The following is a 12,504-nucleotide window of genomic DNA, read 5'->3' on the forward strand; positions in this document are numbered from 1 at the left end:
GCTCCTATTCTTCATCTGAATCTTTGTGAACTGGATAAATTGAATGACGACAATTTGGATGGCTTGGTGGAGTATCTAAACGAGTAAATTTTTCTTTTTTAAATTGCTTCCTTATTTCAATAAGTGTCACTCCTACAATACAAATACATAATGCTAAGGTAATGGAACAAACAATAGCAGCGCCACACCAAAATAAAATACTATTCATCAGTATCGCCTCCAATCCTAGAAAAATTATCAGTTACAGGGCCGCCTGATTCTTCACGCATTTTCTCAGCCGTTGCTTTGGGATCTGCAATATCAGAAATCATTGCGATGCGATCTTCAAGTGGCAATAATCCTGCAGCAGCTTGTGCTTTCTGAACTTCTGACAGTGTGTCTCTTGGAATATTTCTAAAAAACTTGTATTCAAGATTGAACCATTCTTCTTTTAAAGAAGCCGGAATATTAGTCGGTAATTGAAAAATCATTCTAAATCGTTGGTTCATTCCACTAGTGAACTTACGCTCACTATTTAATGCTAAATTTTCCATTTCTTGGATTTTAAATTGAAGGCCAACACCACTAGCATTTCCTAAGTTTTCACTTGCCAGATTAGTAACCATAGCCATTTGATAAATCAATCTCTCTAAACGATCCAATAAATGCTCCTGGGAAGTATCGCCATCGGGTTTACTTAAAAACTCAACAACAATATTTTTGATTTGTTCAGGATCATCTGTTCCGAAGAAGTTAATGATTCGATTATCTCGAATGTTTTTCATTCCCTCTTGATCTAGTTGCACGCCCAATACAGCTAAATAGGCATCTGCAAAATAATCTACATCATTGGCTTTTTCAGATAAAGCTTTGTTAAAAGCATTAATCATTGAAATGACTGGCTCAAAGATTCCCTGACGTTCATCATTATTGATATATTCAATCACAGGAACTTCATGATAATAGTGTGGTTGCTGTTCGTATATTTGATAACCTTTTTCTCCTTGGTGAAAGTAATATACAGAATCACTTGTATAAATTTCCCCCATCAATCTATTTTCAGTGTTGAGATAGTATCTAACAGAAAAATAAGGTCTTTGGGCAATTGTGTCATCATATACCATAAACATATCTAATGGGCCGTTATAAGTAATTCGTGTCATGGCCTCCTCATCTTGATAAAGGAATTCATACGCCCGGCCATATATCTGTACCAGCTTAGATAATTCAACATTGTTATCATTTTGATCGTTAAGTTTAAGAATACGATTCACTTGCTTTGATAATTCAGGATTCTCATGTGCTACTGTAACTGGTTTACCCATAAAGTAACCATTGAATGTATCAACAATGTATTTTGCAAAGTTAACTACTACTCGATTATCTGGCTTATATCGTTCTTTCAATGGCATTTCTATGATTAGGTGTTTGCCATAATACATCTTATACAACATTTCATAACGTCTGATTTCAGTTTTGTGCTTATTGATATAATAGGCTAATAATGAATTGTTAATTTCTTTCTCTCTTGAACAAGTCATCACCTTTACTGGTTCAAAAAATTCATACCTCATTACAAACCTCCTCTAAAAAATTGCATTCCAATTTTATTTTTCTTCTTAATTATTCTCATCAAACTAGCTGCACTATCGGGTGCATCATCGTGATCCGCATTTTCTGTATAGTCTAAAATCATTGAAATATACTCCGGGTCAGTCTCATCAAGCCAATCAATTTGATTCCAATATTTTCTTAAATATGTTGCGATTTTAATGTATTTATTTTGGCTTTCATGATATTCGCTAGTAGGTAATGACAGCTTTCTTAAATCCCTAGCTAAATACCCTTTATCAGCATTAGTTTCAAGATAAATTGTTCCTGCCTTAAGTTCTTCATGCTTGAATGAAATTTCTTCAATACAATCATTTACGTGTTTACTCCAAAGCTTGCCATAACCAATTATTCGACCATCTTCTTGCTCTTTGAATATTGTAAAAGCTGTCTTATCTGAACCACTATAGGCAGCATCAATATGAGCGACACCATTGTATATATCTTCAGTAAATGGGATGAAGTTAGCTTTCTCAAACATCGACTCGCTATCAGCTATATGTTTTAATTCATAATTGGCAGCGAACAACGAAGGACTCATTGAATCTCTTAAATCTTTTAATTGCTCTTTAGTGATTAATCCAGTTTGGTAGCAATCAAATCGTTGAACATTTGGCATCATAGATATCGCATCATCTTTGTGCCAAGGTGTACCAGTATTGATAAATCTACCACCACGATTTTTTACATTTTGAAGTTCCTGGTATTGTAGCTTTGTTCGTTCACGTTCTGCTTTACTGACACGATCTTTAATATTGACAATATCATCTGTGATAACAATATCTGCATGTTTACCAGTTAAGCTGGCACCAATTCCTAAACCTAATAGTTGCGAAGTACCACGAGCGGATGTTTTCAAGTTAGTATCAATCTCTGTAGTAGTTTCTTTAATTAGAACTAACTCGACATTGTAAAGGACTAATACTAATTGCTTAAAATAATCTGATAGTAAAATCTTTGCTACTTGAAGGATAATCTCTACAACATCAGTATCTGTTTTGCGCAAAAAAGCGATTGTCTTGTTGGGATAAATTACCATCAACAATGCAATCGCCAAAGCTAAGTCTGTAGTTTTATAAGAGCCACGATGGGCCAATAACGTTTGGTCTTTTGTTTCGAACAAAAATGATTTCAACCAATCATTATGTAGGTTTGTTAAATCAGGAAAACCGACTAAATGACCAAATTTTACAGGATTATTTTTTATAAGGTTTAAATACCGCTGTTGTTTAGGTGTCATGAGGAATCATCGCCATCAAAAAAAGATTCAATTTCTTTTGCCGCTCCAGATATATCAATATTTCCGGACAACTCAGTTTCTCTTTTTTCTACATAGATTCCAGCAATATTCAAAATCATTTTTCTATCTTGATGGCCTTTTTCTTTCATAGCATATTTATAGGTGGCGTTAAGGACATCAGAAGCTTTACCTTTTATTAAATCCATAGTTGTTTGGTTAACCAGATTTCTAAAATCTTCTTTAGACATGGCATCATAGTATTTTTTTCTACTTACCGTTGCATCTTTACAGATTGCTGTAACAGACTTACCTACATATTCAGGATTAATCAATACTTCTAACAGTTTTTTCTCTGCTGCAGTTGGTTGGTATTTGTTTCTTTCTGTCACTTAATTTCACCTTCTTTCTAGGCAAAAAAGACACCCCATAAGGGTGCCTAATCACATTTATTTCACGGTATCATAATATCATGAGCTATAAGACGACATCAAGACACGAATAAGACATGAGATAAATCATCCAGACTATCAATCCCGAAAAGAAAGATAGATAATTCTTCTGAAGATTTTTTAATATCACGATCAACAGTTCTAGCATCTATAGCATAATAGTCGGCCACTTCGGATTTTGTTAAATGAAAAGCTTTATTCTCAAAAGTATATAATTTAGAAACGACTCCTAATCTACGTTCTGCCATTGGACCTTGATTATGACAGTATTGGCTATATGAAGAAAACATCAGATCAAAATAATCTAACATTTCTTTGGTCCTAGCCTTATACTTCATAAGCATTGCTAAGTCTAATTCCTCTTGATTAAAAATTGAATCTTGATAAACTTCTAAAGTTGGAATAATCCCATCACAATGTTTTTTTAGTAATTGGTAATTCTTTAAAAGCAACTGAGTATTCCTCAATTTCCAATTTCGTCTTTCTTTCTTTTTTTCATTTGACTTTCTTTCCTGAATTTTTGAAACTTCTTTTGTGATTATTTCTATTTGATATTTTGTTAATCCCTCGGCCAAGTTATTTCCTCCCCGTTATCGTTTTAAAGTTATCATCCTGAAACTGGATTAACGCTGTAAGAAAGTTCAATACCAAAGGATGATTATTATATCTGTCTCCAATAATCCCGATCGTTTTTACTAGCCAACCCCAGTACTCATCAGTCGTTATAGGATGTTTTTTACTAATTTCATTTGATGCTTCCATCCATTTTTGAAGGTCATTAAAAAAATCTGTCCAATTCATTCAATCTCCTCAATTCTGATGTATATCCCTGGTATTTCAGCCCAAAACTTTTCATTAACTAAACTCACCACATAAGAGTCGTCTTTCCAAAAACCTAATTTAGTCATGCAGTCTTGAAGTAGTTTATTGCTATTATCCAAATCAGGTTTGGTAAACTTATACTCACCATCTTTATGGCTGCCAACTATTGGAAAACACCATTTGGTCGTCATGCGTACTGGTGACATAATTTTCTTCTCTGGTGCAAACTTGGCTAAATGAGCCATAAGTTTTACTCGAGCTTTTTTCAAATCCTCTGGCTCATAAAATACTGGCTTACCGTTTACGACATGAACTTTCTTTTGTTGATGTGTAGTTTCTGGTGGAATTATATTCATAAAAAATTCAATCATTATTTCACCCAATTTCTGTTATTTTATTTTGGCATAGTCCAGAATCACTTCATTCTTTCTTCATCCATTTTTGTCTCGCTGGTTTCTCTGTCTCTATCTATCCCCCCAAGGGGAGATAGAGACAGGAACCGAGACAGCGACATATCAACGTTTTTACTCTGTCGCTATCCAGTGCCTAGCTAAATAGCTTGATACAACTATTCAGTTCTTTTTTTTTCAATCATTCCATCTACAACTTGAAACTCGTTGTGTTTTTTAACTCGTGTGTAGGTGGTCTTTTTTGCTATTTCCAAATAATTTGCAATGTCCTCAACATCAACTGGATTACCATCTTCACTCAAAATATTAAAAGCCTCTTCTAATTCTTTCTTGCTTTTCTCGCTGCGTGATTCGTTGGCTTTTTGTGTACCTTTTTTCCATTTATCTTTGGGATCTTCTTCTAACGAAATATCTTGAAGAGTATCATCTAAAACATGAATAGGATATCTAAACCATGCATTGACTGGTTTGAACTTAGGAAACTCTCTTAATGTCCCTTCAATTCTCCAAGCACTAGCTTGTCTCGCTAAATCAACAGCTTTAAGTCTATTTTGTTCAATCAGTTTCAACACTTCTTGAGACTTAATGGCTGACATTAAATGATGTTTCATCTGCTTCTTGCTGTATTGATCATCAAGTCCAATCTCTTCATAAACTGGATTATATATTTGAATAGCCTGTAGATAGGTTCGACATATTACATCATTTTCCAAAGCCATTATTCGATCTTCGGTTAATGGTAGCTCTATTAGATCAAGTATTGCATCAGGATCTCTAGCGAATACTCCTGAACCACTGGAACGGTCAATTGAGCTTTTACCTCCTTGACTACCTTTTGAATGATGATGACAATAAATGACGGCGCACCCTAATTCTGTTGCAATCTTGTCAAACTGGTTGGTAAAGTTGGCCATTTCGTGGGCGCTATTTTCATCACCAGTTAAGACTTTATAAATCGGGTCAATGATCACCGCAATATAATTTTCTTTTTGAGCTCGGCGAATTAATTTAGGTGCTAGCTTATCCATTGGCGAAGTCTTACCTCGTAGATTCCAAATATCAATATTCGATACACTATCATGTCCTTGGCCTAAAGTATTATATATTTCAACAAAACGTTTTTTGGCTGATCGTTCATCTAATTCCAAGTTGACGTATAAAACTTTCCCTTTAGTGCAATCAAAACCAAGCCATTGACGACCTTCAGCTATTGCGACAGCTAACTGTATAAGTGAAAAAGATTTACCAGCTTTTGATGGTCCAGCAATAAGCATCTTATGACCTTGCCGCAAAACATCTTTGATTAATTCTGGTGCCAATACGATTTCACTCTCAAATAGATTTTCTAAGCTCTCAGGATCCGGCAAATTGTCATTCATGTCCTCAATATATTCTTGCCATTCTTCCCATGAAGACTTACCTATATTAGTGGCAACTAAAAATTGTTTCTTTTCACCTCGAATGAAACCAGGCAGCCGAGATAATCTCGAAGGATTCTTGTTTTGCTTATCAACCTTTAAACCATTCTTTTCGATAATTTTATATAAATAATCGACACGTTCTTGATACTGAGGATAATTAACTGCTTCAATCTTCACGATTGCATGTAAACTTTTTGAACCACTGTGAGTCAAAGCCACAATTGGCAATTCCAATTCTCGTAAAATTTCATTTTGTTGTTCTATGGACATGCTATCGGATTCTACTAAGGCATATCTAAAATCGACAACATTAGTATTTTTTACGCCTTCACCATCTAAGGGATTAAATCTAATCCATGCACCACTGTTGGGATTTGGGTCTCCAAGTACAGCACCAATGTCACCATTACAGCGTCTTAAATTATCAATCAATTCTCCAGCAGTCTTGGTATAAACTCCCGATGATTTAGGTAACCACTTTTCAGTATCATCGCCACGTTTTACTGGAAATCCATCATTGACGTAACCAACAATGTCTCCCGGATTAAAGACTGCTTCTAGATACTTGATTATCTGTTGGGCTGGATCCCAAGTCTTAGGCTCATTTATTTCTTGACCTAATACCCAATCCGTTTTAACTAACTTGTATCCTTTATCAACATCTACCGGCACAAATGTATCGTTCCAGCCAATGACAGTATTGCCATCTTCGCCATCAAAGTAATTACTCTGCCAACCATTTTCTTTAGCTAACTGAGTGATCGTTGCTCCTGTGACTGGAGAATTATTCCCTTGAAATGTAGTCCATTTTTTAAATGTTTCCCCGGGATGATATCTGGAATCATTTTGACTCCATTCATCCCAATCTGCTGCAGTATAGCCTTCATGTTTGAGCGCCATACCTACGTTGACCCATCCTTGATAATCCAGCATTGATGGATCAACGTATTGTAAAAGTTCTAATAAGTTTAGTTTGTTTTCCAAATGCTTTTACCTCTTTGTTTTATTGTTGTTTTCCGCAAAAGCCGACGTTAGCGGAATAATCGATTTTTTAGCTGCACATAAAGGTTAATAAACCAGCAACACAACCATTAGATCATCTTTACAAATATCAGATAATTTTATATGATTAAAAAAAATAGTAAGGGGTATCTTATGATCTATTTTGGTTTTTTTCTTTTTTTGTTACTAGCGTTTAATTTCTTTTTTAGAGCAATAAACTTTTTTATAAAAATTAATAAAATAGCTTATTCTGAAAATACGACTCACTCTTTCAAGTGCACTAACTGCAGTCAATCCTATAAATTAACAGGACCAGAAGCGAAAAAATTAGCAAAGGGTTCTATAAAAACTTCTAAATCATCGCCAAAAAGCAGATCTGTATTTTATTCTTTTACTTGCCCTAAATGCGGTGCTTATTCAAAACAAGAAAAATTGTTTGATGTGAATCGCTCAAAATTTTTAGGTAATTTAAGGGTTCAGGCAGATTACAATCAGGTGCCACTCATAGTTGATTTCTTACTCAAAGGAGTCTTACCAATTATTATAATTTTTCCTTTTCTATCTCTTTTTACTAGATAATATATTTTCAGATATACTTGAATCCGTAAAAGGCTGAGTTTGCTGACTTATTTCAATCTCTTACTACTGCATTCCCTTTTTAAATTTTTTTGACAATGATATAATTAATCAAAAGGGATTGAGGTGATTTAGAATGAGCCAAGTACAGTTTCTACTTGTTGCTTTTTGTGCTCTCGGTTTTTTTGGTAGTCTTTCAATACTTACCCCTAGTGTTCCTTGGCGTGATTTTACTATTCTCTTTCGCAAAGAAAAGAAAGAAGAGTACCTTAAATTTTCCAATAGCTTTCTTGGAAAAACTTGGCTAGCTGTTGGCTGCTGCTCATCAATATTACTTTTAGTTACTTTTGTTATAAGAATCAACATCCGTCCTCAATTAATCATAATTTGTTTTGCAGTCTTTTTATTAGTGATGAGAATTCTACTGGAAATTAGTTGGCAGAAAAATAAAAATAGCTTCTAAGAAGATAGTGCGATTTTAGTGCTATCTTTTTTTATCTTCTTACTATTCCGTAATCTTGGTGGTTAGCGGAATTCATCTAACTTCCGATCAAGATTGTCCTTAGCTTTTTCATCAAAAAATACATATTTTTCTTTATTAGGATTCGTAAAACCCTCTTTAATAATTTTAATGATTTGAACCAATTGTTTTAATATGAATCGAATTGTTTTCAATTTCTTTCTATGTCTATTTCTTCGCTAGAAAGATAATTCGCTAGACAGTCATTGTCACAAAACATATTGTCGCTACCATCTTCAAATTGAAAAAAATTCATAATTAAAAAATTGTCTCGAATTGTTACAAAGGATTGGCTTGTAAATCCTTCTTCATCAAATAAGTTTTTCCTACAGTTGGCGCAAATTGAATTTTCTTTATCAAAATTTGGATAACTCATTTTTATCCCTCGTTTCTTCGAATTACTGAATTGATTTTTTGTATTCTTCAACTGCACTAGCATTCTCTAAAATGTAATCTGAGTCATAACGTTTAGTTAGAATATTTTCTAATAATTTAGGGTCAATAAAAAAATTATTAGCTATCTCTCTCGCTTTTTTTGATTCTTGAAAAGTTTCATCATAAATTTTTGATGTTTCCAGGTTTGGCAAATAGCCCCCTGTAGCATCAACATACCAATAGAACACTATTACTCGCTTTCTACTTCGTCCATGAAGTTTTATCGAATAATCTATACCGTTATAACTAACACTTGCATATAAAGAATGAGGTGTTTTTTTTATTTTTCTCATCGCTTATCTCCTATGAATTCAGCAATCTCCGTCGTTTACGGAATAAATTTACTGACTTTACTATTACTAATTAAAAAGCTAAAATTAATCTCAGAATGAAATTCGAAGAGGTGTTCATAATGATTGAATTAATTTTAGGTATCTTATTACTTGTCTGGCCAATAGCAAAAATCCCATATTTATTAAGTAATAAAAGAAAATACGGAGTTTTTTTCCCTTCTGACAAGAGAATCTTTATTCCTAAATATACAAACTTTGGCAATGGTTTAAATACAAATAATAAGGTTGGATTTACTATCAATATCATTTTGAGCATTAGTTTATTAATTGATGGAATCCTTAGAATCCTATAAGTTCAAAGGTAATGTTATTCTGCTAAATGTTTCGTTAGCTTACTTACTGCAGCTGGACTCTAGCAAATTCTGCTAATACCTCTAGTTGCTCTTTATCACTAAGTTTTTCGAAGCTATTGACTATATGTTCTGCAGCCATACTATTTCTTTTCCCTAGTTCATAGATTAACCCCATAGGAGTACCCCAATCGGAATTCTTTATCAGCCATCTGAGGACATTATTTTGATTAATTATTTGTCTGTTTTCCATACTTTCTCCCTGTTTTTATATTTTTTTCATGGTAAACTTGATTAAAGCTATTTATTCGAAAGGAGTTTTTTTTATGATTCACAAAACTATCTTATGGACCGTTTTTTCTGATGATAATGATTTGGAGGGGTATCCTACAAATTTCTCATTTATTGAAATTGATCCATATGAGTTATCTGCAATGTCAATTATCACAAGAAGTGACAATCCTGAAGAACTTCTTCACCGAGTTATAGATGAAGGGGTGCCTCATAGCGGAGACAATATTAAATTTTATTATAGTGATGGCGAGTATTTAGCAGTTAGCGAATATGATAATAATTTTTAGAATGCCTTTTGGGCATTTTTTTATTAATAACTTTTAACTCATTAAGTTCTTTGACGGACTAACCAATTCCAATAGTTCTGGTTAGACCAAAAACAACATATCCGTCTTGCTGCATGTAATCAGTGATGTAGGTTATCCAAAAACTTAATGAATCACCTGTAAATTTTTGCCCATCAAATTCTTTCAAATGGACAGTATCATTGACTTTAAAATCCCTGTCGTTTTTTCTAATTTCAAACATTTTATTGCCAGATTCTACTTCTCTAAAATATTCAGGCAATATTTTTAAATTGTGCTCAGTCACAACGTATCCTTTTTTTTCCACAATTTCTTCCTTTAGCTGACTTGGTATTCTATTGGAATAATCCCATGTGGTACTCTCCAACCGTTTGCTGCAATTCGAGAAATCATTTTGCTAGCATCCTCAAAGCTCCAAGTACCAACTTTTTGAAATCCACGTTGTTCAAGTTGACGTATTTGTCGCGGTGTTGCTAAACCTTCTTCTCTACGCTTTGATAGTCGATCTAACATTTTAGCTGCCTTACCAGCATTATCAATTTGATCCGGCAGTATCCCTAATTTTTCTAGTGAGGATATTTGTTGTTCACTAGGCGGAGACATCTCCCAACCAAAGGAAGGAACATAGCTTGATAAATCTTCTGCATTAATAGACATTTCAAATTGAAGGGGATCAACGAGTTTACGTTTTCTTTTACGCATTTCAGCCAACTGTTTGGCTAATGCTTCTTCACGTTGGGCAACAACATCCTCTGTAGCAGTAATTTCTGCTTCTTCTAGGTCAACTGCAACACCAGCTTCTTCAATATTCTCAGTCATTTTTTTAGCTACTTCTTCATTTTCTGCTATCAAATGAGCTGGATGGCTTAATTCATGACGGTCTGTGTGCCAAAGAAAATCTAACAAAAGAAGTTCTTCTTTCCCTGGAAACAGTCGTGTTCCACGACCAACCATTTGACTATATAGTGAACGGACTTTTGTTGGTCTTAAAACCACAATGCAGTCCACTGCTGGTGAATCCCATCCCTCAGTCAGAAGCATCGAGTTACATAAAACGTTGTATTGATTATTTTCAAAGTCTTCTAATATTTCTTGACGGTCTTTTGACTCACCATTCACTTCTGCAGCTCTAAAGCCACGTTCATTTAAAATATCTCGAAACTTTTTACTTGTTTTAACTAATGGTAAAAAAACAACTGTTTTACGTTCTAAACAGTGTTTCACCATCTCATCTGCTATTTGATAAAGATAAGGATCTAATGCCGTACCTAAATCTTTGGTGCTAAAGTCTCCTGCCTGTTGCTTGACTCCTGTTAAATCAAGTTTCAATGGAATTGTTAATGCTTTGATAGGAGACAAGTAGCCTTCTTTAATTGCTGCAGGTAACGAATACTCATAAGCTAGTGATTCGAAATACGAACCTAAATTCCTCATATCTCCACGATCAGGTGTTGCTGTAACACCTAATACGTTTGAATTTTTAAAGTGTTTTAATACTCGTTGATACCCATCACTAATGCAGTGATGAGCTTCGTCCACCACAATTGTGTCAAAATAATCAGGAGGAAACTGATTTAATCGTTTATCCCGCATCATTGTTTGAACGGACCCAACTACTACACGGAAGAAACTTCCAATGCTAGTTTGATCTGCTTTTTCAGTTGCAGTTTTAAGGCCTGTAGCCTTTTGTAATTTGTCAGAGGCTTGTTCAAGTAATTCACCTCGGTGAGCAAGGACAAGCACGCGCTCGCCCTTTTTCACTCGATCCTCGATGACCTTACTAAATACGATTGTCTTTCCACATCCAGTGGGTAAGACTAACAATGTTCTTTTTTGACCATCAGACCATTCTTTTTGAATAGCCTGTCTGGCATCTTGCTGATATGGTCTTAGTTGCATGGATATTTCCTTTCTTGATTGGTATACTTATTTCGAGGTGAAAACTATGACAAAAAAATTTATTTGTAAATTTTGTGGTTCTAGCGTAGCGATAGATTTTAACACCACTCATAAACTATCTGTTGGATCTCGGCTAAAAACTGAAAAAGGAGAAAAAACATCTCGGGGAATAGCCATCATTTCTACCGATGAAATGACGCTTTATTATGAATTCTGCCCAAGTTGTGAAAAAACATCAGTATATGCAGTTGGTGAGGGTTCTGAATTTAAAGGTAAGACTTGGAATTTGTACCCAGATAGTATTGCAAAACAACTTCCCGATTATATTCCCTCATCAATAATTGAAGACTATGTGGAAGCTTGTAAGATAGTAAAACTTAGCCCAAAATCTTCTGCAACTTTATCAAGAAGATGTTTACAAGGGATGATTCGTGACTTTTGGAACGTTAAAAAAAGTCGACTGATAGACGAAATCGATGCTATAACTGATAAGGTTGATTTAGAGACTCAGGAGGTGCTCCATTCCTTGAGACAACTTGGGAATATTGGAGCCCATCCTGAAAAAGATATTAATTTAATTATTGATATTGAATCTGATGAAGCAGAGCTACTCATTCTTTTTATTGAATATCTTTTTGAAGAATGGTATATAAAGCGTCATGAAAGAAAATCTATGTTAAAGAAAATAAAGGAAATAAATAACAATAAAAATCAGATAAAAAAGGGCAAACTTTAATATTCATCCTTTTCTGCTAACAAAACTCCTTCTTTACTCCAGTATTGATGAACGATTCTCGCAGGATCTTCTTCAGTGCCCTTGCCACGTGTAGCTTCTACATGTATCACCTCAACTAGTTTAACTAGCTGAGGTGTTCTCATTTGAATTTGAGGTTTCATG

19 protein-coding genes are annotated in these 12,504 nt (G+C 34.3%); 5 read left to right on the top strand and 14 right to left on the bottom strand.

What is annotated here, in order from left to right; all coding sequences use genetic code 11:
* Positions 1 to 4 precede the first annotated feature (4 nt).
* The 8 genes from ID741_RS12560 to ID741_RS12595 all read right to left on the bottom strand — a co-directional run bounded on the left by ID741_RS12560 (position 5) and on the right by ID741_RS12595 (position 6,916).
* Positions 5 to 208, bottom strand: coding sequence for a hypothetical protein (locus ID741_RS12560; RefSeq protein WP_438720179.1), 204 nt, complete (start codon positions 206 to 208; stop codon positions 5 to 7).
* Complete coding sequence (locus ID741_RS12565) at positions 201 to 1,553, bottom strand: phage portal protein (protein WP_438720180.1); 1,353 nt, start codon at positions 1,551 to 1,553, stop codon at positions 201 to 203. The genes ID741_RS12560 and ID741_RS12565 overlap by 8 nt, the downstream gene beginning before the upstream one ends.
* Positions 1,553 to 2,830: a hypothetical protein gene (locus ID741_RS12570; RefSeq protein WP_438720181.1), complete on the bottom strand. Its 1,278-nt coding sequence runs from the start codon at positions 2,828 to 2,830 to the stop codon at positions 1,553 to 1,555. The genes ID741_RS12565 and ID741_RS12570 overlap by 1 nt, the downstream gene beginning before the upstream one ends.
* Positions 2,827 to 3,219 carry a phBC6A51 family helix-turn-helix protein gene (locus tag ID741_RS12575; RefSeq protein ID WP_438720182.1) on the bottom strand — a complete coding sequence of 131 codons (393 nt, stop codon included), beginning with the start codon at positions 3,217 to 3,219 and terminating at the stop codon, positions 2,827 to 2,829. The genes ID741_RS12570 and ID741_RS12575 overlap by 4 nt, the downstream gene beginning before the upstream one ends.
* A 98-nt stretch (positions 3,220 to 3,317) precedes the next feature.
* A complete protein-coding gene (locus tag ID741_RS12580; protein WP_438720183.1) occupies positions 3,318 to 3,854 on the bottom strand; it encodes a hypothetical protein in 537 nt (178 codons plus the stop codon).
* 1 nt (position 3,855) lies between these two features.
* Positions 3,856 to 4,080, bottom strand: coding sequence for a hypothetical protein (locus ID741_RS12585; RefSeq protein WP_438720184.1), 225 nt, complete (start codon positions 4,078 to 4,080; stop codon positions 3,856 to 3,858).
* On the bottom strand, positions 4,077 to 4,472 hold the full coding sequence (locus ID741_RS12590; protein ID WP_438720185.1) for a RusA family crossover junction endodeoxyribonuclease: 396 nt from the start codon (positions 4,470 to 4,472) through the stop codon (positions 4,077 to 4,079). Before ID741_RS12590 ends, ID741_RS12585 begins: the two co-directional genes overlap by 4 nt.
* Positions 4,473 to 4,669: 197 nt before the next feature.
* A complete protein-coding gene (locus ID741_RS12595; protein ID WP_438720186.1) occupies positions 4,670 to 6,916 on the bottom strand; it encodes an AAA family ATPase in 2,247 nt (748 codons plus the stop codon).
* A gap of 171 nt (positions 6,917 to 7,087) precedes the next feature.
* Here ID741_RS12595 and ID741_RS12600 point away from each other — a divergent pair, with 171 nt between their 5' ends.
* Together ID741_RS12600 and ID741_RS12605 are read left to right on the top strand one after the other, a co-directional pair.
* The gene (locus tag ID741_RS12600) at positions 7,088 to 7,513 is read left to right on the top strand and encodes a hypothetical protein (RefSeq protein ID WP_438719912.1); all 426 of its coding nucleotides are present in this window, start codon (positions 7,088 to 7,090) and stop codon (positions 7,511 to 7,513) included.
* A gap of 133 nt (positions 7,514 to 7,646) precedes the next feature.
* Positions 7,647 to 7,973, top strand: a complete 327-nt coding sequence (locus ID741_RS12605; protein WP_438720187.1) for a hypothetical protein — start codon at positions 7,647 to 7,649, stop codon at positions 7,971 to 7,973.
* A 208-nt stretch (positions 7,974 to 8,181) separates the two neighbouring features.
* On the opposite strand, the gene ID741_RS12610 is transcribed toward ID741_RS12605, so the two are convergent.
* Entirely contained in the window at positions 8,182 to 8,406 is a 225-nt protein-coding gene (locus ID741_RS12610; protein ID WP_438720188.1) for a hypothetical protein, read from the bottom strand.
* 22 nt (positions 8,407 to 8,428) lie between these two features.
* Entirely contained in the window at positions 8,429 to 8,758 is a 330-nt protein-coding gene (locus ID741_RS12615; protein ID WP_438720190.1) for a hypothetical protein, read from the bottom strand.
* A gap of 119 nt (positions 8,759 to 8,877) precedes the next feature.
* Here ID741_RS12615 and ID741_RS12620 point away from each other — a divergent pair, with 119 nt between their 5' ends.
* Entirely contained in the window at positions 8,878 to 9,111 is a 234-nt protein-coding gene (locus ID741_RS12620; protein ID WP_438720191.1) for a hypothetical protein, read from the top strand.
* 43 nt (positions 9,112 to 9,154) lie between these two features.
* On the opposite strand, the gene ID741_RS12625 is transcribed toward ID741_RS12620, so the two are convergent.
* Positions 9,155 to 9,286 (bottom strand): hypothetical protein, encoded by a 132-nt coding sequence (locus tag ID741_RS12625; protein WP_438720192.1) that lies wholly within the window; start codon positions 9,284 to 9,286, stop codon positions 9,155 to 9,157.
* Positions 9,287 to 9,434: 148 nt separating this feature from the next.
* On the opposite strand from ID741_RS12625, the gene ID741_RS12630 reads away from it, so the two are divergent.
* Positions 9,435 to 9,689 carry a hypothetical protein gene (locus ID741_RS12630; protein WP_438720193.1) on the top strand — a complete coding sequence of 85 codons (255 nt, stop codon included), beginning with the start codon at positions 9,435 to 9,437 and terminating at the stop codon, positions 9,687 to 9,689.
* Between the two features lie 58 nt (positions 9,690 to 9,747).
* Here ID741_RS12630 and ID741_RS12635 read toward each other — a convergent pair whose 3' ends face one another.
* Positions 9,748 to 10,014, bottom strand: coding sequence for a DUF3850 domain-containing protein (locus ID741_RS12635; protein ID WP_438720194.1), 267 nt, complete (start codon positions 10,012 to 10,014; stop codon positions 9,748 to 9,750).
* Positions 10,015 to 10,025: 11 nt separating this feature from the next.
* Positions 10,026 to 11,606, bottom strand: coding sequence for a DEAD/DEAH box helicase (locus ID741_RS12640; RefSeq protein WP_438720195.1), 1,581 nt, complete (start codon positions 11,604 to 11,606; stop codon positions 10,026 to 10,028).
* A 46-nt stretch (positions 11,607 to 11,652) separates the two neighbouring features.
* On the opposite strand from ID741_RS12640, the gene ID741_RS12645 reads away from it, so the two are divergent.
* The gene (locus tag ID741_RS12645; RefSeq protein WP_438720196.1) at positions 11,653 to 12,342 is read left to right on the top strand and encodes a DUF4145 domain-containing protein; all 690 of its coding nucleotides are present in this window, start codon (positions 11,653 to 11,655) and stop codon (positions 12,340 to 12,342) included.
* On the opposite strand, the gene ID741_RS12650 is transcribed toward ID741_RS12645, so the two are convergent.
* Positions 12,339 to 12,503 (bottom strand): hypothetical protein, encoded by a 165-nt coding sequence (locus tag ID741_RS12650; protein WP_438720197.1) that lies wholly within the window; start codon positions 12,501 to 12,503, stop codon positions 12,339 to 12,341. The genes ID741_RS12645 and ID741_RS12650 overlap by 4 nt on opposite strands.
* Position 12,504 lies beyond the last annotated feature (1 nt).

It is taken from the genome of Enterococcus sp. AZ103, from assembly GCF_051714685.1.
Lineage (GTDB): Bacteria > Bacillota > Bacilli > Lactobacillales > Enterococcaceae > Enterococcus_A > Enterococcus_A alishanensis.

Excerpts from the sequence above, each read along its gene's own strand:
- ID741_RS12560 (WP_438720179.1), bottom strand. The coding sequence starts at position 208 with ATGAATAGTATTTTATTTTGGTGTGGCGCTGCTATTGTTTGTTCCATT.
- ID741_RS12565 (WP_438720180.1), bottom strand. The coding sequence starts at position 1,553 with ATGAGGTATGAATTTTTTGAACCAGTAAAGGTGATGACTTGTTCAAGA.
- ID741_RS12570 (WP_438720181.1), bottom strand. The coding sequence starts at position 2,830 with ATGACACCTAAACAACAGCGGTATTTAAACCTTATAAAAAATAATCCT.
- ID741_RS12585 (WP_438720184.1), bottom strand. The coding sequence starts at position 4,080 with ATGAATTGGACAGATTTTTTTAATGACCTTCAAAAATGGATGGAAGCA.
- ID741_RS12590 (WP_438720185.1), bottom strand. The coding sequence starts at position 4,472 with ATGATTGAATTTTTTATGAATATAATTCCACCAGAAACTACACATCAA.
- ID741_RS12600 (WP_438719912.1), top strand. The coding sequence starts at position 7,088 with ATGATCTATTTTGGTTTTTTTCTTTTTTTGTTACTAGCGTTTAATTTC.
- ID741_RS12605 (WP_438720187.1), top strand. The coding sequence starts at position 7,647 with ATGAGCCAAGTACAGTTTCTACTTGTTGCTTTTTGTGCTCTCGGTTTT.
- ID741_RS12610 (WP_438720188.1), bottom strand. The coding sequence starts at position 8,406 with ATGAGTTATCCAAATTTTGATAAAGAAAATTCAATTTGCGCCAACTGT.
- ID741_RS12615 (WP_438720190.1), bottom strand. The coding sequence starts at position 8,758 with ATGAGAAAAATAAAAAAAACACCTCATTCTTTATATGCAAGTGTTAGT.
- ID741_RS12620 (WP_438720191.1), top strand. The coding sequence starts at position 8,878 with ATGATTGAATTAATTTTAGGTATCTTATTACTTGTCTGGCCAATAGCA.
- ID741_RS12625 (WP_438720192.1), bottom strand. The coding sequence starts at position 9,286 with ATGGGGTTAATCTATGAACTAGGGAAAAGAAATAGTATGGCTGCAGAA.
- ID741_RS12630 (WP_438720193.1), top strand. The coding sequence starts at position 9,435 with ATGATTCACAAAACTATCTTATGGACCGTTTTTTCTGATGATAATGAT.
- ID741_RS12640 (WP_438720195.1), bottom strand. The coding sequence starts at position 11,606 with ATGCAACTAAGACCATATCAGCAAGATGCCAGACAGGCTATTCAAAAA.
- ID741_RS12645 (WP_438720196.1), top strand. The coding sequence starts at position 11,653 with ATGACAAAAAAATTTATTTGTAAATTTTGTGGTTCTAGCGTAGCGATA.
- ID741_RS12650 (WP_438720197.1), bottom strand. The coding sequence starts at position 12,503 with ATGAAACCTCAAATTCAAATGAGAACACCTCAGCTAGTTAAACTAGTT.